Genomic DNA, 19,376 nt, shown 5'->3' on the forward strand with positions numbered 1-19,376 from the left:
CCATGAGATCCCCCCATCATCTGAATGCCCTGCGCGCCTTCGAAGCTGCCGCCAGGCATCTGAGCTACGTCCGTGCCGCCGAAGAGCTGAACGTGTCGCCCGCTGCCATCGGGCAATTGGTCAGGGGCCTGGAGGACGCCCACGGGGTGGTGCTGTTTCATCGTTCGCGCAGCGGCCCGGCGCGGCTGGAACTCACCGAGGTGGCGGTGTCCGCGCTGGCGGATCTACAGGCAGGCTTCGATCTGCTCAGTTCGGCGGTGGCCCGGTTCAAGGCCGACGAGCAGGACACCAGCATCACCGTGACCGTACCGCCGGCCTTTGCGGACAAGTGGCTGCTGGCGCGGGTAGAGGGCTTCCAGGCGTTGTATCCGCAGTACGAGCTGCGACTCGATACCAACGGCAAACTGGTGGATTTCACCACGGACCGCACCGACCTGGGCATCCGCTTCGGTGCCGGACACTGGCCTGGCCTGATGGTCACCTACCTGATGGCCGAAGAGTTCTTTCCGGTGTGCAGCCCGGCGCTGTTGAGCGGCGGGCAACCATTGGCGAGCGTGGCGGACCTCAAGCATCATCCGTTGCTGCACGATGTTTCCATGCGTGGTGTCGCGGCGTTCCCCACCTGGGAAACCTGGTTGCGCCAGTCGGGCTTCGACTACGACGAAGCCCGGCGCGGCTTGCAGATCAACGACTCGGCGGCGGTGATGCAGACTGCCATCTCCGGCAATGGCGTGGCACTGGGCAGGAGCAGCCTGGTGGCGGCTGACCTGGCGGCGGGCCGCCTGGTCAGGCCGTTCGGTGAGGCGCTGTCGTGTGAGCTTGCGTATTACATTGTGCAACGGCAAGGGGTCGAGGCTTCGCCAGCGGTCGAGGCGTTCAAGCAGTGGCTGCTGGCGCAAGTGGCAGGTGATCGATAGCAGTCGGCTTACGCCGATGCCTCTGGAGCCGGGCCGGGCTTGATCGACAACTGCCGTTCGATGATCTCCAGCAACAAATGGTTGTCCACGGTCTGCAGGATGTTCACCAGGCCGCCGATGGATGGCTCGATGGCAACGTCCAGCCGTAGCGGTTGCTTGTAGCGCCAGGTCTTGCCGCGTGTGCGACCGGCACGCAACTCGACTTCCGCGTAGTACGGCGTTGAGGTGGCGACAGCGGGGTCAAGCAGCCAGGCGATGACCAGGGCGTCATGGATCCAGCAGCCGCTCAGGCCGCGAGTGGCTATCGAGTAATCGATCCATGGCCTGAAGGTCTCGCAGACAAAACTCGCCAGGGGCGTATCGAGGCGTTCGATACGGTCCAGGTCGGCGTGGGTCATCAGGGTCTGCGTGGTGACATCCAGGGGCACCAGGGTGATAGGTGCGCCGCAGCTCAGGACCCGCTGCGCTGCTTCCGGGTCGAAGCCGAAGTTGGTGTCCTTGATGTAGTCATCCAGGGCAAACACGCCGCCCATGATCACGATTTCCCGGACCGCCGCGATCATCCCTGGGTAGCGTTCGAGGGCCAGGGCCACGTTGGTCAGCGGTCCGATCGCCACCAGGGTGATTTCCCCGGGGTTGGCGCAGATCAACGGGCCGATGGCGTCCGCCGCTTCCTGCGTCGGTGCCTCGAATTCAAGGGGCGTGCGCACGCCTTGCCACAGATGGGCCAGTTGACGCTTGTGCACGGTATTGTCCAGCGCATCACGCCACGGCGCGTCGGGCTCCTGCAAGGCCCGGGTACTGCCACGGACCACCGGCAGGGAGCGGCCGACCCTGGCCATCAGGTCCCTGGCGACGTTGTAGCCGACGGCGCTGGGCGTATTGCCCGCCACGGTGGTCACCAGTTCAAGGGAGATTTGCGCGGCGGCCAGGGCCAGGGCCAATGCCAGGCCATCGTCGACATTCGCGCCTGCAATCCCGTTCCCGGGATCGCAATCAATGATTAAACGTTTCATTCCACCTTCTTTTTTTCAGGCTTGCGGTGTTTTCACGACCGTGCATCCGCAGGATTCACCCACTACCAGGCGGTGAGAGAACTCTTGCAGCTTCACCTCGCCATCCCAGGCCAGCAGCATCGCAATGGCGGCCTTGGCCATCTCCCTGACGGGTTGGCAGACGGTGGTCAGTGACGGGGCGTAATACGCCGATTCCTCGGTACCGTTGAAGCAGACCAACGCCATCTGTTCGGGGACGTTCAGGCCGTGCTCCGACAGGGCGCGGATGCAGCCTATGGCCTGGGCCTCGTTGGAGCAGAACACGGCACGGGGAGGGCGACCGTCGACGAGCATGCGCTGTGTCGCCTCATAGCCGCCCTGGCGGGTGTAGCTCGCGGGGAATATCCATTCGGGGCGTTCCTCGATCCCGGACTCCGTCAACGCGTCACGCCAACCGTTCAGACGGTCCTGGGCGTTCAGCATGTCCAGCGGCCCGGCGATCATGCCGACCTCGCGGTAACCATGGCTCAGTAGGTGCGCAGTGACCTGACGGGCCGCTGCGCGTTCGTCGACCCGCAGCATATTGACGGCGAGCCTGGGGTCGACCCGGTCGAGCATCACGAATGGCGTGCCGCTGGCCTGGATCAGATCGATATGCGGATGGCGGTCGACGCTGGTGTAGAACAGGCCATCGACGCGCTGGCTCAGGAGGCTGTTGATCAGGTTCAGTTCGCGCTTGCGGCAGTCACCGGAATCGCCCAGCAGGATCACCAGGCCATTGTCCAGCGCCTCCTGTTGCAGGGCATGGGCAAAGGAAGCGATGAAGGTATTTGAGATGTTGGGAACGACCAGTCCATAGGTCCGGGTCTTGCCGGAGGCCAGCGCCTGGGCAACGCCATTGGGTCGGTAACCGGTGCTTTTGATGGCGTCCAGCACGCGCTGGCGAGTGGCCTTGGCGACCGGCCGGGGACCGTTGTTGATCACGTAGCTGACCACTGCAACCGAGGTTCCGGCCTCGCGCGCGACATCGTCCCGGGTCACGCGACTTGCATGCTGTTTCGTCAAGATTACCTTCCATTTCTGGTGAATAGACAGACATCCGGATGCTTCTGGGCAGCGGGTCTACTCGCGTAGATTCCCGTATCGAAAAAAAACGGCAAAGGGGGCTGAGGCGGATGAAGGGAAACAGCACTTCATGAGCAGACCATTACCGGTTTGTGACATTCGACATTATCACTTCTGTTTTATTTCAGTTTGATGACCCTGGAGAGTCCCCTTCAACCGCCTGCAACCCCTTTTCCCGGCCTTGTCCTGGCTGATCAGAAGAAGGTGTAGGTGTAACTGAAGATCAGTCGCGCCTGATCGACCGCGGCGACGTTGGGAATACCGCTGCGCAAGCTGCCTTCGCGCAGGGACGTGCCGAAGCCTTTGAGGAAACCGCTTTGCACCACATAGTCGATGCGCATGTCACGTTCCCATTCCGAGTACCGGGAGCCGTCGTTCCCGCGGATGTGGTCGCCGTGGAGATAGAGGGCAGATGCCGAGAGACCGGGTACGCCAAGCGCCGCGAAGTCATAGGAGTACTGGGCGAAATTGGTGTTTTCGCCCGCGCGGATGAACGAGTTGTCCATCACGTCGGTAATCAGATAGACACTGGCACCGCCGTTGCCTTCGTTGTTGCCGGCACCGCCGACCACGCTGCCCTGGTTCAGGTAGACCACGCCGCCCGAATCGGACACCTGCTGGCGCCCCAGCATGAAAGCGCTGCCGCCCAGGTAATAGGTGAACGCGGCACTCCAGGTGCTGTTGTCGACTTTTCCCGGTTCGCTGGCATAACCGCCGTTGTTGTTGAAGAGATAACCGGTTGTGCCGTTCTTGCCCTGTGAAGTGCTGTTGAAGTAACGCAGGTCGGTCTTGAATCTGGAGTTGTCACTGATTCTGGTGGTATTCAGGAGACCGAAGAAGTCTTGTTTGTAGTAATCGCTCAGATCGGCGTGGTAGTACTGCAGAGTGGTATCCGGAGTCACTTTCCAGTCCGCGCCGGCATAAGTGAAGTGGTTGCTGGCGCGGGTGCCGCCGGCGATCGCCAGTCCCGTGGCGTTGGAGGAGGCCCGTCCTGTCGAGCGACTCAGTTGCCCGGCGTTGATGGTCAGGTTGTCGATGTCCCTGGATGTCATCGTCACCCCTTCGAAGGTTTGCGGCAGCAGCCGGCCATCGTTGGCCACCAGGATCGGCAGGTTGGGGGCGAGTGCGCCGCCGGCGTGAAACTCGGTCTTCGAGACCCGCACCTTGGCATTGCCCGCCAGCCGGCTCCAGCCGTCGACAGGACTGCCGTCGGAATCCACGGGGGCAAACGAGTTCTGCGTATTCGCGTTCGGGTGCTGGATGCCCCCGGAGAGGTTGTAGGCCTGCATGGCCTGGACGTCGAGGCCAAAGCCGACCGTGCCCTGGGTGAATCCCGAGAGATAGTCCAGTTTGAAACCCTGTGTCACTTCGTCCTGGTCGACACCTGGCGCGTTGGGGTTGTCACTGCGCAGGTAATAGGTGCGCGAGCTGACCGAGGCGGTGCTGTCTTCGATAAAGCCTGCGGCCAATGCTTGTTGGGCGAGGATACTGGTGGTCACGGCCAGTGTGAGAGTGGCTCTTTTCATTACGTTGCTCCTGTAAGGTTGCCAATTGACAGGCGTGGTTTTGCCCGACCGGTCAATAACGGTCGTGCGGGTTTGCGCCTTCTATGAGGCGTTGGAAGTGCCGGGTGATGCGGTGGGTTGTTTCAGCGTTCTGTTTTTAATGGGCGGCGCTGTTGCCCGGGTTCATGTAACGGGGCGTGGAAGTTGAATGAGCGAGTGTCAAATGTTGGCCGGTTAAATGGCATCTTCCAGCGCATTCAAGTTGCGACCGCGGGTTTCCGGTGCGACAAAGGTCGTCAGGAAACCAATGCCTGCCATCGCGACAAAGTAAGTCGCGATCGGCCACCAGTGACCGGTCCAGGACAGCAACGCGGCAGCGATCAGGGGCGCCGTACCGCCGGAAAGGATCGACCCCAGTTCCTTGGCCATGGCCAACTTGGTGTAGCGATTCTTCACCCCGAACATTTCAACCCCCCAGGCCGCTTGCACGCCGAAGATCCCCAGGGACGCCAGGCCCATGCCCACCACGATGGTGGCCATGACGATGGTCGGATCGCGGGAGTCGAGCAGCATGAAGGCGGGGAAGGCGTAGAGCATCAGCAGGAGGCAGAACCAGCGGTAGATGACGCGTCGGCCAAAGCGATCGGACAGCCAGCCGGCCAGAGGGATGATCAGGAAACCGAGGATCGAGGCGATCAATACGGCCTGGGTCGCGACTGATTTATTGACGGCGAGTACCTTTACCACATAACCGACGATAAATCCCTGGGCCAGATAGGAAGGGCCGTTCTCGCCGATGCGCAAGCCGATCATGGTGAAGAACGACCGGCTGCCTTTCCAGAAGCTGGCGCGTTGCTCAAGGTTGGAGAGGGCGGCGAGGCTGCTGTCACGCCGGGCCTGCAACTCGGCCTTCCTGAGTTCGAATACCGGGGTTTCCCGCAGGTTGCGACGAATCCACAGCGCGGCCAGGGCAATCAGCGAGCTGCACAGGAATGGAATGCGCCATCCCCACTCCTGCAATTGCTGTTGATCCATTTGCACCACCGCCAGCCAGACCATCGAAGCCAACAGGGTGCCGCTGTTCGAGCCCAGGGCAATCACCGATGAGACCAGGCCCCGTTGTTTTGCCGGAGCGAATTCGCCCAGCATCACCGTACCGGCGGCCAACTCGGCACCGGCGCCAAAACCCTGGGTAAAGCGCAGCAGCACCAGGCACACCGGAGCCCAGATGCCGATCGAGGCGTAACTGGGGATCAGGCCGATCAAGGTGGTTGAGGCGCCCATCAACACGACGGTGGCGATCATCACCACCTTGCGTCCCTTGCGGTCGCCGAGCCAGCCGAAGAACAGCGCGCCGATCGGCCGCGCGACAAAACCCACGGACCATGTCGCGAACGTGGACAGCAGGGCCATGGCCGGGGTGACATTGGGGAAAAACACATCGCCGAAGATAAGCCCGGCGGCCAGGCCATAAAGGGCGAAATCCGCATACTCCATGGCCGTACCCAGCCAGCAGGCGAGGGTGGCGCGGTACAGCTCCCGGCGTCCTTGCGGGGTCATCAAGCTTTCATCCGCCGCACCACGCGCCCCGGGGGCAGTGGATCGAGCAGCACTTTCAACTGTGGACATCAAAAAACTCCTGATCTGAGGACGGCCGGCACAGGCCTGTCGAGAGGCTCTGTCCTGGTATCGATAGCCGCGCTGTGGCTTTCGTTCTACGCATATCTACGCGCGTAGATTCCTATCCTTGAAAATCGGCCTCGAGATAGACCTCGGAGGCCGATACGGGTAATCAATTGACCTGAACGCGGGGCGATCTTAGGCAGGGTTGTATTGCAGTCGAATGACAGGTTGCCTGATGGGCACGATGCAGCGTGTACAGGACAGTGAGCGCGCCCGCACAAACGGATTGAGCTGCTATGGTAGTCAGGGCCGGGCGTGTGCGTTGACTGTCCCTGTAAAGCGTCCTGCGATGTCCGGGCATTGTTTCTTCTTGGGGGGATCCACGGCCGATGCGGTTAAGTTTCTTCAGCGGGTTGGAGCGGATCGAAATCCACGATCGAGCCGAGACGGGGACCGGTCGATCCGGGGCAAGGACTGGTGTCGCAAGCGATGACGCGCCGGCGATGAAAATGGACCTGCGCGAGACGTGGCAGGTGGAAAGCTTTGTCCGTCGATATTTCCAGGGCTCTGGCGAGGTCCATCGCTTGCGCACCTTGCTCTCCGGCGGGTTGCCCGTGACCCACTTCCTGGGTGACGAGGAAGTGCTCCGGCAACTGTCGCGCAGTCTGCAGTCCGGTGCCTTGTGCGCCTATCTGTATCCCCGGCAACCGACGATAGCGGTCAGGCAGCCGGGACCCGCTGGGGGAAAAGCCGTTGCGCGACAGACGCCGCGCCCGACCGGTCCGGCACCCGTACCCAGGACCGATATCGAACTGGTGACGACAGCGCCGGTATCGCGCGAACGCGTCGATGCCGCACAGGATGTCGAGGCGGCGATGCTTGAGGACGCGGCCAAAAGCGCGACGCCTTTCTGTGAGGAATGTGAGCGGGCGCGCTTGCAACGTCAGGGGCAGGGATGAACGCCAGCGAATTCGAGCAACTGACGGCGCTGTTATGGCCCGACGCGCAAGATGGCACCGATCATCAGGTGTACTGGCTGCTCGACGGCGCGCGTGATCCTGGGATATCCCGGTTGGTGCGCTATGGCTCGCTCAGGTTCTGGTGCCTGTATTCCGGGCAGTTGACCCCACGTCTGCGGGCCGCTGCGCCTTATCTCGTGCAACTGACGCGCGGAGCGCCGGCTACCCTGGAACTGTTGGACAGGGGCTGGGGCAACGCGTGGGGAATATTCATCGTCGCGCCGGCTTCACTGGCGATGTCGCGGATCCGCCTGCACTTCAAGAAGTTTCTGCGGGTCCAGACGGAAGACGGCAAACGGCTGCTGTTTCGCTTCTACGATCCGCGCGTCCTGTCGATCTTCCTTCCTACTTGCACCGATGATGAATTCACGCGGTTCCTCGGTCCCATGAAGTGCCTGTTCGTCGAGTCGGAACAGGGCACGGAATATCGACTGTTCGACAGGGCGGGCCAGACCCTGCGCATCACTTCGGGACGGTTGTCCTGCCAGTGACGGGTACCGGTCGCTTAACACTCTCGAACGGAAAACAATTCCAGCCAGGTGCGATCCGACCACCGGATCAGTGAAGGTGCAAGCACGCCTCACAATCGATGCCTGCCTTTTCCATTCAATGAAGTGCTTTGTCTGACAGAAAATTCCATGTCGGCAAACTACATAATTAGGGCATCACAAACCTGAGCGGTTGGGGAGAAGGATGCGGCTGTGAACCCGTGGAATGATTTCGCAGGCCAGCCGAGGAAAGTTCACTTTGGCCGCTCGGCCATCACCATCTATCGCGCCTGATGCGATAGCGATTACAGGGAGAACAACAAATGGATTTGAATCCTGATACCACCGGCGAAGATACCTGCACGGTCCAGCTCAAGCTCAGCGAGGAGCAACTGAAGAACCGTGGTTTTGTCTATGAGCTGGCCTGTCGTATGGAGGGTTGGGCAGGTGTCGAGATTCTGAGTGTCGAGCGTGGAGAGTATTGCCGGGATGTTGCCGGCTCGAAGGATTGTTGAGATTGACAATGCTCGGCCCGAGAACGGGGCCGTTATCTGACACATGGAGTGGTGGAGGTTTATGTGCATCCCTTGAATCTGGCAGTCGCCTTTCAGATCATGAACAACATCAAGAATGGCCAACTGCGCAGTTGCCTGGCCATGGGGCTTGAAGAGAAAGACCTGCAGGCCCTGATCGATCCGCATTGCATGGGCGCCCTGGTGAACTCGCCGGTGCCCTGGTTCAAGGTGGTAGTGAACGGGCCGGTGGTCCATCGCCTGCTGACCCACGTCAAGGACAGCGACGAGGAGGAACTGATCAGCCGCGCGATTACCCTGGGCGCCAGTTCGCCGATGATCCTGGAACTCTTCGGCTTGTCGGCCAAGGAAGTCGCCATCCGTCGCACGATGCTTGGCATCCCCCATCGCAAGGGGCGTTGGCCCCAGGTCGGCGCCGAGGAGGAACTCTGCCTCTGGGAGCACTGGGTGCGCCTGACCAAGGAACAGGGGACGGACCCGGGTGATCCCCGGGCGGTGCTGCGGGTCGCCATGCTGATGAGCGAGTGCGAACCGGAGTTGAACCTGACCATGGTCTGGAGCCTCGTCCAGAGCTGGATCGTGCAAGGGCTGGTGTGAAGGCCGGCTGATCGTCGCGCCCTTCGGCAGGAAGCTGCCGAGGGCGCGCTTGATCACGGTCGTGAACTTGCGCGACCGTTGCTGTTGAGGTTCTTTTCCATCGATTCGAGGCGGTTGGTGTCCGGGTCACCCTCGTAGATGGTGCGCGAGTTGTCCTTGCGTTCCTGGTGACGGGCAATGATCGCCGCGGGGGAGTTGCTGGTCAGCGAGCGCCGCAGTTCAAGCTCGGTGCGAAGGTTGGTGATTTCCTGCTGCAAGGTGTCGCGTTCGCCGTTGATGGTCTGCGTGGCAATCTCGTTGGCGGCGACGTTGGGTTCCTTGTTGCCGGCCAGCAGCGTGCGCTGCAGCAGCAAAGCCTTTTCCAGCACGCTGGTGACCGCGATTTCCGAAGCCAGGCGCTGGGCCAGCAATTGCTGGTCGGGCTCATCGCGCAAGGCGGTGACGATGCCACGGGTGATGGGCATCGAGTTGCTGCCGGCTTCGGCCAGATTTTCCAGGCTGGTTGGCTTGCTGCCGGCAATCAGCGCTTGCAGGGCCTGGAGCTTGCTCGCGTACTCTTCCTGGATCAGCGGGGTCAGGCCGACACCGGCGGTGGCCGTACTCTGGGTACAGCCTTCGCAGGTCTGCTGCTGGACTTCGCCGAGGACGCGGTTGGCAAACGCCGCTGCCTCATCCGGCGACTGCCAGGTATCGCACAACAGGCCGCTGTTGCAGTCGTCGGGGGCAATGCTTGCGGTGTCCGTGGCACTGCGGCCATTGAGCAGGTTGTAGCCGGCCCGGGTCACCTCCTTGATCACCTGGATCGGTGGCTGCTGCCTGCCGCCGGCCTTGTCGCCACCCACCCAGGGCACACCGGTATTGCCCTTGTCCGACTCGGCCCGGGCGGTCACGGCCACGGCGTCCTGGTTCTGGGCTATGGCTTCCTTCAGTGCCTGGCCTTCGGCGAGGGCCCCCCAACTGCTCTGGTTGCCGGCGACGTTGACCATGCGCTCGGCCATGGCCCGGCAACTGGCCTTGGAGCGGTCGAAGTCCAGCCGGGCCTGGAGGATACCGTTGGTGAGCAGGTTGTACAGGCCCGGGTCCGCCCGCTGGATGATCAGTGCCGGCAGCGAGGCGACGGCACCGGTGGCGTTCTGGATAAGGCTGCCCATGATGCTCTGGAAACCGTCGGTAAGGCCGTTGAGCTGGTTGTGCAGGGTGGTGGACAGGTCCATGTTGCCGCACATGAGGTTGTTGTTCCAGCCCACACCGACACCGATGCTTTGCATGCTGCCGGCACGGCCCATGTTCACCGCGTTGCCGCCGCCGATGCGGTACAGAACATCGTCGCCGATGACACTGCCGGCGCTGCCGAAACCGGGCGGTGCGGCGAGGATGGGCAGGCTCGCCAGTGTGGCGATCAGGACCAGCCAGGGGATGGGGCTGGGGCAGGGGCGTGGAAGAAGTGATATCCGAGTCATGGCAATGCTCCGTGGTGAACGACAATCAATGGGGGCCGGTGCTGCCGAGAAAGGTCTGGCCCTCTCGCTTGCAGCAGGTGTAGGGGCGCCACAGCGACCAGGCGTAGCCGCCATCGATGGCCTGGAGATGAGGGCCCGGTTCCGGAAAGACCGAGCAGGCGCTGCTGGCCGCAGGCGTCAGTTGCTGCCATTTGCCGGTCTCGGCGGCGGATTCGCGCAGTTCCCCGGCAGGCCAGTAGCCCGGGCTGGCCTGTGCCAGAAGAGGTTGATAGACATGCACCTGTCCGGGACGGGTGACGATGTCGCCCGCGCGCTGGGCCGTTACGGCGGAAGCCTTGTAGTCGTCGGGCTGGTGCACGAAGCCGCTGCGCGGGTAGACGCTGCCCCACAGATTCGATGCCAGCCGGCTGCCGATTTCCCGCAGGCCCGGGATCAGTGACGGCGGGAAGACGCTTTCCGGAATGCCATGGCGCCAGCCGAGCGTGTCCAGGGTGCTGAGCAGGTTGGGCACGTAGGGCGTACCGGCGCCTTCGCAGGTGTAGCCCGAGCCGCTGGCAAAGGCATTGAACGCCGCGATTCCCGGATGACCGATCACATCGACGTTCTTGAACACCGAGAGGTTGTTTTCGTGCGGGTTGCCGCTGGTGCCGCTGCCGCCACCCTGTGCCGTCGAGGTGGCCGCGCTCAGGGCCCGGACTTCGACCCAGGGATTGCGACCCGTCGAGGAGTAGCTGGAGACCACGGCATCGGGCACGTAATGCCGGACCTTCGACGAGGTCTTGACCTCGCAGCCGAAGGTGGTGCAACGCAACCAGTAGCACACCCCCACGACCTGGTACTCCAGGCAGCTCGGGGACGCCACTGTGGGCACAATGGTCGCGGTGTCCAGGGCCAGGCTCACGGCCGGACAGGGCAGGGCCAGCAGCGCCGGAATCCATGAGCCGGCAAAGTGTCGTGGCGAGTGACGGTTCATGGTTTGCTCCTCCTGAACCGTTCGATCTTCGCCAGCGCCCGCTCAAGGTTCGGATCGCCATAGACGACGTAGCGGTGATCGACGACCACGGCCGGGATCCGGGTGACCCCCAGGCTCCAGGCGTCGACGATGTCCTGGTGGGCACGACTGATGTCCGCGCTGGACTCGGCGGTCATGGTTTCCTGGAAAGCGGCCTGGGCCTCGCCAGGATCGCTGGGAAGACCTTGGGAAAGCGCCACCTCCAGGTGATCGAGGCGATCGAGATGAATCAGGCGGACATCCGCCGGCACTTCAACGGGATGGGCCGAGTCCGTGATGACCCAGGTGCTGGCGAAACAGCCGGGAGCCAGGGCCAGCAGGGCGAGGGCGCCAAGCAGCGGCAAAAAAGGTGAGCGATTCATGGGCAAGATCCAGGTGACAGAAACCTGGATCTTGTTTAAAGCGAGCCACGATCACAGCAGGAAAACTGATTTGTGATCAGGAGTTTCCCGCAGGCGGCTCAGTGCTCCTTGCTTAAAGGCAGGGCGGTCTTGTAACGCACCTGTTTCAGCGAAAGGCTGGAGCGGATTTTTTCCACTTCCGGCATCGGCGACAGTCGTTCGATGATGAAATGTTCCAGCGCCTGCATGTCCGCCATGACCACGCGGATCAGATAGTCGGCGTCGCCGGTCATCAGGTAGCACTCCATCACTTCGTCACATTCGCAGATCTGCCGTTCGAAGTTCTGCAGCGCCTCGCGGCCCTGCTGTTTCAGGCTGATGGAGATAAACACGTTCAACCGCAGGCCCAGATGCTCGGGCTCCAGCAGGGCGACGTATTCACGGATGCAACCGGAGGCCTCAAGGGCCTTGACGCGAGTCAGGCAGGGCGAGGGCGAGAGATGAACGCGCCTGGCCAGTTCCACGTTGGACAGGCTGCTGTCCCTCTGCAGTTCCCGGAGGATCTTCAGGTCGATACTGTCGAAGTTCATTATGCTTCCAGTTTTATTGTTTGCGGATTTTTATGCTGCAAGGTGGCGAAGTTTTGCGGCATAACGGTCAAAAAAATTGCCTGCCTCGGCATAGACTAATAAGAAAAAGAGGAGGCGCCAATGAACCGTTTTGACTCTATCGATTCCATTGCACAAGCCGCGGCAGATAACGATGAGCTGCAGGAGTGGCGTGACGCCTTGCAGTCATTGCTGGCCAACGGTGGCCCGCAGAGAACCCGACAGGTGCTCGATATGCTGGCCGATATCGCGCGGACCCCGGCGGTCGCCTGGCAGCCTTCCTCCAACACGCCCTATGTGAACAGCATTGCGGTCGAGCAACAGCCGCGTTTCCCCGGCGACCTCGCCACCGAGGAACGCCTGGCCTCGATCACCCGCTGGAATGCCCTGGCCATGGTGGTCCGCGCCAACCGTGCCTATGGCGAACTGGGCGGGCATATCGCCAGTTATGCCAGTGCGGCGGACCTGTTCGAGGTCGGCTTCAACCACTTCTTTCGTGCCCGTGGCGATCGCTTCGACGGCGACCTGGTGTTCTACCAGCCGCATTCGGCGCCGGGCATCTACGCCCGCGCCTTTCTTGAGGGGCGCCTGGGCGAACGTGAGCTGGAGCACTATCGCCAGGAGATCAGTGCACGCAAGGCCGGCATCCAGGGTTTGTCCAGTTACCCGCATCCATGGCTGATGCCGGACTTCTGGCAGTTTCCCACCGGCTCGATGGGCATTGGTCCCATCAGTTCGATTTTCCAGGCGCGGTTCATGCGTTACCTGCATCACCGCGGACTGCAGGACACCACCGACCGCCATGTATGGGGCGTCTTCGGCGATGGCGAGATGGATGAGCCGGAAAGCATGTCGGCACTGACCCTGGCCGCGCGGGAAGGGCTGGACAACCTGACCTGGGTGGTCAACTGCAACCTGCAGCGCCTGGACGGCCCGGTGCGCGGTAACGGACGGATCATCGATGAGCTGGAGGCGTTGTTCCACGGCGCCGGCTGGAACGTGATCAAGCTGGTCTGGGGTTCGGACTGGGATGCGTTGCTGGCGCGGGACGATGACGGCCTGCTGGTGCGCACGCTGTCGCAAACGGTCGACGGCCAGTTCCAGACCTTTGCCGCCAAGGACGGTGCCTATAACCGTGAGCACTTTTTCGGCCAGGACGAAGCGCTGGCCCGGCTCGTTCGCGGCATGAGCGACGAGCAGATCGATCGCCTCAAGCGCGGTGGCCACGACATGCTCAAGATCCATGCCGCCTACCGTGCGGCGAGCCTGCACGAAGGCCAGCCGACGGTGATCCTGGCGCAGACCAAGAAAGGCTTCGGCATGGGCGAGGCCGGGCAGGGCAAGATGACCACGCACCAGCAGAAGAAACTCGATCGGGAAGCGCTGCTGGCCTTTCGCGACCGGTTCCGCTTGCCGCTGTCGGATGAGCAGGTGGAAACCCTGAGCTTCTACAAGCCGGCTGAAGACAGCGCGGAAATGCGCTATCTGCGCCATCGCCGCGAACTGCTCGGTGGCAGCGTACCGTCGCGCAACCGCGACGCCGCGCGGGTGGCGGTTCCGGCCATCGACGGTTATGCGGGGTTCTCCACCCAGGCCGACGGCAAGGAAATGTCCACCACCATGGCCTTTGTGCGGATGCTTGGCAACCTGCTCAAGGACAAGCAACTGGGACCACGGATCGTCCCCATCGTCGCCGACGAGGCCCGTACTTTCGGCATGGCCAACCTGTTCCGCCAGATCGGTATCTACTCCAGCGTCGGGCAACGCTACGAGCCTGAGGACATCGGCTCGATTCTCAGCTACCGCGAAGCCACCGACGGCCAGATACTCGAAGAGGGTATCAGCGAGGCCAGTGCCATCAGCTCCTGGGTGGCGGCGGCCACCAGCTACTCGGTCCACGGCTTGCGCATGCTGCCGTTCTACATCTACTACTCGATGTTCGGTTTCCAGCGCGTCGGTGACCTGATCTGGGCCGCCGCCGACCAGCGGGCGCGAGGTTTCCTGCTGGGCGCGACTGCGGGGCGCACCACCCTGGGCGGCGAGGGGTTGCAGCACCAGGACGGCTCCAGCCACTTGATTGCCTCCACCATCCCGAACTGTCGCGCCTACGACCCGGCCTTTGCCGGCGAGTTCGCTGTCATCCTCGATCACGGCATGCGCCAGATGCTGGAGCATGAGGTCGATGAGTTCTACTACGTGACCCTGATGAATGAAAACTATGCGCAACCCTCGCTGCCGGAAGGGGTCGAGCAATCCATCATCCGTGGCATGTACCGTTTGAGCGAGCCGGGGGAACCGACGCCGCAAGGCCAGGTGCGCCTGTTGGGCTCGGGCACGATCCTGCGCGAAGCCCAGGCCGCCGCCGAACTGCTGGCCAGCGACTGGCAGATCGACAGCGAGGTCTGGAGCGTCACCAGTTTCAGCGAGCTGGCCCGCGAAGCCCGGGAAGTCGAACGCTGGAATCGTTTGCACCCGCGTGAGAGCGCCAGGCAAAGCCATCTGGTTGACTGCTTGCCGAAAGGTGCGCCGGTGATTGCAGTGTCGGACTATATCCGCGCCTTGCCGCAACTGATCGGCTCATACATCGAGTCGCGCTATTGCGTGCTGGGCACCGACGGCTTCGGGCGCAGCGATACCCGGGCGGCCCTGCGCGACTTTTTCGAGGTCGATCGTTATCACATCGTCCTGGCCGCCTTGTCGGCACTGGCCGATGACGGGCATCTTGATCGCAGCCTGTGCGCGCAGGCTATCGAGCGCTACGCCCTGGCGGTCGACAGTGACAGTGCCTGGACCTGCTGAAGGTTCCGGCGACAATCATTGGCAATCCAGTACGGTGGACCTTGGCCGGTCCGCCTGCCTGGGCTACCTGTTCAGCCGGGCATCGATTCCCGGCTGAAGGCATCCAGTTCCCGCACCAGGCTCTGTGCTGCCAGCATCACCAGTTCGCGACCTTTTTCCGGTGTTGCCAGGGCCGGATCCGAGCCCATGCGCCCGTCCGGGTGACGGGCGCGGAAGTCGAGGGCTTCGCGGATGGGGCCCGAGGGAGCGATCTGCGGTGAGTACTCGGCGGACTTGATGGCATCCGGATAGGCCCATTGCGTGATCGCAATCTCCGATGGCGTGGCATGGGAGCCATGCCCGGTCGGAAACTGTTGGCGTGCCAGTTCGCCGACGCCCTCCAGGTCCCACCAGTTGCACAGCTTCAGGGCGAACCCTGCCGGACGTCGGGCAAAACTGGCTTCGGCATAAAGCTCCGAGAACGCCGCTTCAATCGAGGCGATATTGCCGCCGTGACCATTGAGGAAAAGGATTTTCTCGAACCCGTGGCCGGCCAGCGAGCGTGTCCAGTCGCCGATGGCGGCGATAAAGGTCGAGGGCCGCAACGAAATGGTCCCGGCGAAGCCGAGATGGTGCTGGGCCATGCCGATATTGAAAGTCGGCGCGATCAGGATATCGGCATTTTTCTGTGCTTCATGGGCAATGATCTGCGGGCACATCCAGTCGGTGCCCAGCAGGCCGGTCGGGCCGTGCTGCTCGTTGGAACCGATGGGAACCACTATGGTGCGGCTGCGTTGGAGAAATTGTCCGATTTCGGCCCAGGTCGACAGGTGTAAAAGCATGTGAGTTCCTCGTTGGTCAACGGCTGTTGCCGGCCATGGTGCTCCGGCATGCCGGGATCAGCAAGCGACACCCGGAAACGGCTGAACAGGATGATGTTGCAGCGCCTGCCGATGTTTGCCGGCAGCCCACCGCCGGCAGGGCAGTCCCCGGCGTGAAAGCGGTTATCTCAGTGCATCCTTCTCGAAATACTCCAGGAACTGCGAGGAGAACACCTCCACCAGCCCCTGGTTATGCGACTCGCTTGAGCGAATTACCAGGAAGCCGGTATCGATCGGCACGCTGAGGGGGCGTATCAGCAGGCCCTGGGCAAGAAAGTCCCGGGCCGTGGGCGGGTCGACGATACTGATGCCCAAGCCCTGGGCCACCAGCGCGCAGGCGGTATAGGTCAGGCTGGCTTCGACCTGGCTGACTCGTGGAACTTCTGACAGCGCCAGTTGCACGCCGGCGGCAAACAACGAACCGGGCCGCAGCCCGATAAAACGCTGATGGGCCAGATGCGCGGGCGTCAGGACCGCATGTTCTGCCAGCGGATGACCGGGAGGCAGGATGACCACGGCCTCCATGGCCACCGCCTGGATATCCAGGCCATGGCGGTTCAGCGGCCCTTCGGCGTAACCGATATCGACCTGGCCGGCCGCTACCATCTCCGCCACCTGATGCGAGGGGATACCCTGCAAGCTGACCTGCAGGTTCGGTCGTTGCGCCAGGAAGTGTGCGAGAAAGCGTGGCAGCAAAGTATTCGCCACCGCCGGCATGGCGGCGATGCGCAGCGACCCCGCGGTGTTTTCGCGGATACCGGCGGCGAGCCGGGCGATACGGTCGAGGCCGATAAAGGAGCGCTCGACCTCGGGGATCAAGGCGATCGCCTGGGGCGTCGGCAGCAACTGGTTGCCGCGCCTCTCGAACAGGGGAAACCCCACCACATCTTCAAAGTCGCGAATCAGTCGGGTGACCGCCGGCTGGGTCACGGCCATCAGGTTAGCCGCCCCCGTCATGCTGCCGGTACGCATCACCGCATGAAACGCTTCGACCTGGCGCAGGTTCAGGCGCATGGTTTCTCCATAACATTTACACATTTCGAATAGTTCATAAGTGATTATGGATTATGAGTGCGCCGTGCGAAATTGATTTTGAAAATAAAACCCGGGCAGTCACCCGTTGACGGCCCCGGGCAAGACCGCAACGGTCTTGACCAACACTGATGAGCGCTTGGCGCCTGCGGGGTCTGTTCGTGAATTTCTGGCAAGTAATGGGTTTTGGCGACCAGGGCTGGGCAGCTGACATGCTGCTTGCCACGGCCTCGACCTGCATGATTGCGTTATGCGGGTTCCTCTTCGGCGCAGTGATCGGCTGCCTGGGCTGCTGGGCGAAACTGTCACGCTACAGGCTGCTGCATATCCTGGCCGATGCCTACACCACGGTGCTGCGCGGCGTGCCGGACCTGTTGGTGATCTATCTGTTCTATTTCGGCAGCAGCATGGTCCTGACTCAGGTGGCACAGTCCCTGGGTGTCAACGGGTTCCTTGGTTTGCCGGCTTTTCTGGTCGGGTTCCTGGCGATCTCGGTGGTCTGCGGTGCCTATCAGATCGAGGTGCTGCGCGGAGCCTTCGGTAGCGTGCCACCCGGCACCATCGAGGCGGGCAGGTCCCTCGGACTGGGCGGCTTCAAGCTGCTGGTGCTGGTGGTCGCGCCCCAGGCACTGCGTTTCGCGCTGCCCGGGCTGGGCAATATCTGGCTGCTGGTGCTCAAGGAGTCCGCGCTGATCAGCGTGGTGGGGATGGTCGAGCTGATGCGCCAGTCGCAGATCGGCGCGGGCGCGACCCACCAGCCGTTCTACTTCTACGCCACGGCGGGCGCCTTGTACTTCCTGATCAGTCTGTCCAGCAGCCACATGATCGGACGGCTTGAACAGCGCCTGGCACTGCCCATGGGGAGAGCATGATGGACTTCGGTTTTCTCCTCGACTGCCTGCGACGCCTGCTGCAAGGCGTTCCCCTGACGCTCAGGCTGACGCTGTTTTCCTGCCTGATCGGCTTTGTCCTGGCCTGGGTATTGTGCGCGATGCGCCTGTCGAAGCGGCGCTGGCTGGACTATCCCGCACGGGTCTTTGTCGACGTCTTTCGTGGTACGCCGTTGCTGGTGCAGCTGTTCATCATTTACTACGGCCTGGGTCAATTCGCCTGGCTGCGCGAGAGCTTTGCCTGGGCCTACCTGCGCGAAGCCTACTGGTGCGTGCTGCTGGCGCTCTCGCTGAACACCGCCGCCTATACCAGCGAGATCCTGCGCGGTGGCGTGCTGTCGGTGCCGGGCGGGCAGAAGGAAGCCGCCGTGTCGATGGGTTTGTCCTCGCCACAGATATGGCGATACGTCGTGCTGCCGCTGGCCTGGCGGCAAATGCTGCCGGCATACGGCAATGAAATCATCCTGATGGTGAAGTCCACGTCGCTGGCTTCGATCGTCACGCTGATGGAGGTCACGGGCATTGCCGCACGCCTGGTCTCCGAATCCTACCGGCCGGTGGAGGTGTTCATCTGCGCCGGAGCGCTGTACCTGGCTTTCAATTTCCTGGTCACCCGGGTGGTCATGCTGCTTGAGCTTCGCCTGAGGCGAGGCATGCGGCGCGGTCACTGATGGTGTGAGCTCAACTGTCCTGTCATTTTCGAGGAAACGCGCCATGTCTCTGAAAGAAGTGTTGCTGGGGTCGCTGTTGTGCGGCGGCTTGTGGGTGTCTGCGAGTCATGCCGCTGAAGCCCCGGTGCTGAAGATCGCCACCGAGGGTGCCTATGCGCCGTGGAACTTCACCAGGCCGGGCGGTCAGCTCGATGGTTTCGAGATCGACCTGGCCCATGAGCTGTGCGAGCGCATGAAGGCCCGGTGCGAGGTGGTCGCGCAGGACTGGGATGGCCTGATTCCTTCGCTCAATGCCGGCAAGTTCGACGCCATCATGGCGGGCATGAGCATCACCGAAAAGCGCCAGCAGGTGATCGGCTTCAGCCGGCCTTATGCCGCGCCGCTCAACGGTTTCCTGGTCATGGGCCAGGGGGCGCTCAGCGGTTTGCCGGGCGCCGGGCGCAGCATCGACCTGGATCAGGATGAAGCCGGGGCCAAGGCGCTGGTCGAACAGATGAGGCCGTTGCTCAAGGGCAAGGTCCTGGGTGTCCAGGGCTCGACCACCGCCTCGGCCTTTGCCGAGAAATACCTGGCGGACCTGGTCGAGGTCCGTGAATACAAGACGGTGGATGCCCATAACCTCGACCTGCTCAGTGGTCGCATCGATGCCGTGTTGGCCAATGCCGTGGTGTTGAAGCTGGCCACCGAGGCGGCGGATATGCACGACTCGAAAATGGTCGGGCCGATCTTTGCCGGGGGCGTGTTCGGCCCCGGCATCGGCGTAGGGCTGCGCAAGAACGATGACGCCCTCAAGGCCCGGTTCGATCAGGCGATCACTGCGGCCGTAGCCGACGGGACGGTCCGGCGGCTCTCGGAGAAGTGGCTCAAGCTTGACGTCACGCCGCTCAAATAAGGTGCCTTG

At 62.5% G+C, this 19,376-nt stretch carries 19 protein-coding genes; 9 read left to right on the forward strand and 10 right to left on the reverse strand.

Features of this window, described 5'->3' with window-relative positions; genetic code table 11:
• Positions 1 to 2: 2 nt before the first annotated feature.
• Positions 3 to 917 (forward strand): transcriptional regulator GcvA, encoded by a 915-nt coding sequence (gene gcvA / locus HX851_RS15955; protein ID WP_177065733.1) that lies wholly within the window; start codon positions 3 to 5, stop codon positions 915 to 917.
• Between the two features lie 8 nt (positions 918 to 925).
• Here the strand turns inward: gcvA and HX851_RS15960 are convergent, their stop codons facing one another.
• The 4 genes from HX851_RS15960 to HX851_RS15975 all read right to left on the reverse strand — a co-directional run bounded on the left by HX851_RS15960 (position 926) and on the right by HX851_RS15975 (position 6,171).
• On the reverse strand, positions 926 to 1,933 hold the full coding sequence (locus HX851_RS15960; protein WP_177065731.1) for a nucleoside hydrolase: 1,008 nt from the start codon (positions 1,931 to 1,933) through the stop codon (positions 926 to 928).
• A gap of 15 nt (positions 1,934 to 1,948) precedes the next feature.
• Entirely contained in the window at positions 1,949 to 2,977 is a 1,029-nt protein-coding gene (locus HX851_RS15965) for a LacI family DNA-binding transcriptional regulator (protein WP_177065729.1), read from the reverse strand.
• Between the two features lie 254 nt (positions 2,978 to 3,231).
• Positions 3,232 to 4,563 carry an OprD family outer membrane porin gene (locus HX851_RS15970; RefSeq protein WP_177059684.1) on the reverse strand — a complete coding sequence of 444 codons (1,332 nt, stop codon included), beginning with the start codon at positions 4,561 to 4,563 and terminating at the stop codon, positions 3,232 to 3,234.
• 213 nt (positions 4,564 to 4,776) lie between these two features.
• Positions 4,777 to 6,171 carry an MFS transporter gene (locus HX851_RS15975; RefSeq protein ID WP_177059682.1) on the reverse strand — a complete coding sequence of 465 codons (1,395 nt, stop codon included), beginning with the start codon at positions 6,169 to 6,171 and terminating at the stop codon, positions 4,777 to 4,779.
• Positions 6,172 to 6,668: 497 nt separating this feature from the next.
• Between HX851_RS15975 and HX851_RS15980 the strand changes: the two genes are divergently transcribed.
• The 4 genes from HX851_RS15980 (at position 6,669) to HX851_RS15995 (ending at position 8,802) form a co-directional block, all read left to right on the forward strand.
• Positions 6,669 to 7,124: a hypothetical protein gene (locus HX851_RS15980; protein ID WP_177059680.1), complete on the forward strand. Its 456-nt coding sequence runs from the start codon at positions 6,669 to 6,671 to the stop codon at positions 7,122 to 7,124.
• Complete coding sequence (locus HX851_RS15985; RefSeq protein WP_177059678.1) at positions 7,121 to 7,675, forward strand: DUF4123 domain-containing protein; 555 nt, start codon at positions 7,121 to 7,123, stop codon at positions 7,673 to 7,675. Before HX851_RS15980 ends, HX851_RS15985 begins: the two co-directional genes overlap by 4 nt.
• Positions 7,676 to 7,995: 320 nt before the next feature.
• Positions 7,996 to 8,187, forward strand: coding sequence for a hypothetical protein (locus HX851_RS15990; protein ID WP_177059676.1), 192 nt, complete (start codon positions 7,996 to 7,998; stop codon positions 8,185 to 8,187).
• A 63-nt stretch (positions 8,188 to 8,250) separates the two neighbouring features.
• Entirely contained in the window at positions 8,251 to 8,802 is a 552-nt protein-coding gene (locus HX851_RS15995) for a DUF2857 domain-containing protein (protein ID WP_177065728.1), read from the forward strand.
• 53 nt (positions 8,803 to 8,855) lie between these two features.
• Here HX851_RS15995 and HX851_RS16000 read toward each other — a convergent pair whose 3' ends face one another.
• The 4 genes from HX851_RS16000 to HX851_RS16015 all read right to left on the reverse strand — a co-directional run bounded on the left by HX851_RS16000 (position 8,856) and on the right by HX851_RS16015 (position 12,208).
• The gene (locus HX851_RS16000) at positions 8,856 to 10,262 is read right to left on the reverse strand and encodes an integrating conjugative element protein (protein WP_177065726.1); all 1,407 of its coding nucleotides are present in this window, start codon (positions 10,260 to 10,262) and stop codon (positions 8,856 to 8,858) included.
• 25 nt (positions 10,263 to 10,287) lie between these two features.
• On the reverse strand, positions 10,288 to 11,235 hold the full coding sequence (locus HX851_RS16005; RefSeq protein WP_177065724.1) for a TIGR03756 family integrating conjugative element protein: 948 nt from the start codon (positions 11,233 to 11,235) through the stop codon (positions 10,288 to 10,290).
• Positions 11,232 to 11,636, reverse strand: a complete 405-nt coding sequence (locus HX851_RS16010; protein WP_177065722.1) for a TIGR03757 family integrating conjugative element protein — start codon at positions 11,634 to 11,636, stop codon at positions 11,232 to 11,234. Before HX851_RS16010 ends, HX851_RS16005 begins: the two co-directional genes overlap by 4 nt.
• A 98-nt stretch (positions 11,637 to 11,734) precedes the next feature.
• Positions 11,735 to 12,208: an Lrp/AsnC family transcriptional regulator gene (locus HX851_RS16015; RefSeq protein ID WP_370590567.1), complete on the reverse strand. Its 474-nt coding sequence runs from the start codon at positions 12,206 to 12,208 to the stop codon at positions 11,735 to 11,737.
• Between the two features lie 117 nt (positions 12,209 to 12,325).
• Here HX851_RS16015 and mdeB point away from each other — a divergent pair, with 117 nt between their 5' ends.
• Positions 12,326 to 15,022: an alpha-ketoglutarate dehydrogenase gene (mdeB, locus tag HX851_RS16020; RefSeq protein WP_177059664.1), complete on the forward strand. Its 2,697-nt coding sequence runs from the start codon at positions 12,326 to 12,328 to the stop codon at positions 15,020 to 15,022.
• A 71-nt stretch (positions 15,023 to 15,093) separates the two neighbouring features.
• Here mdeB and HX851_RS16025 read toward each other — a convergent pair whose 3' ends face one another.
• Both HX851_RS16025 and HX851_RS16030 read right to left on the reverse strand, forming a co-directional pair.
• Positions 15,094 to 15,843, reverse strand: coding sequence for a creatininase family protein (locus tag HX851_RS16025; RefSeq protein WP_177059663.1), 750 nt, complete (start codon positions 15,841 to 15,843; stop codon positions 15,094 to 15,096).
• A 162-nt stretch (positions 15,844 to 16,005) separates the two neighbouring features.
• The gene (locus tag HX851_RS16030) at positions 16,006 to 16,896 is read right to left on the reverse strand and encodes a LysR substrate-binding domain-containing protein (RefSeq protein WP_256262467.1); all 891 of its coding nucleotides are present in this window, start codon (positions 16,894 to 16,896) and stop codon (positions 16,006 to 16,008) included.
• Positions 16,897 to 17,045: 149 nt separating this feature from the next.
• Here HX851_RS16030 and HX851_RS16035 point away from each other — a divergent pair, with 149 nt between their 5' ends.
• The 3 genes from HX851_RS16035 to HX851_RS16045 are packed head-to-tail and all read left to right on the forward strand — an operon-like array spanning position 17,046 to position 19,367.
• Entirely contained in the window at positions 17,046 to 17,786 is a 741-nt protein-coding gene (locus HX851_RS16035) for an ABC transporter permease (protein WP_218170630.1), read from the forward strand.
• On the forward strand, positions 17,783 to 18,475 hold the full coding sequence (locus tag HX851_RS16040) for an ABC transporter permease (protein ID WP_218170629.1): 693 nt from the start codon (positions 17,783 to 17,785) through the stop codon (positions 18,473 to 18,475). Before HX851_RS16035 ends, HX851_RS16040 begins: the two co-directional genes overlap by 4 nt.
• A 43-nt stretch (positions 18,476 to 18,518) precedes the next feature.
• On the forward strand, positions 18,519 to 19,367 hold the full coding sequence (locus HX851_RS16045; RefSeq protein ID WP_177059662.1) for a lysine/arginine/ornithine ABC transporter substrate-binding protein: 849 nt from the start codon (positions 18,519 to 18,521) through the stop codon (positions 19,365 to 19,367).
• Positions 19,368 to 19,376 lie beyond the last annotated feature (9 nt).

Source organism: Pseudomonas gingeri (assembly GCF_013385635.1).
GTDB classification, from domain to species: Bacteria; Pseudomonadota; Gammaproteobacteria; order Pseudomonadales; family Pseudomonadaceae; genus Aquipseudomonas; species Aquipseudomonas gingeri_A.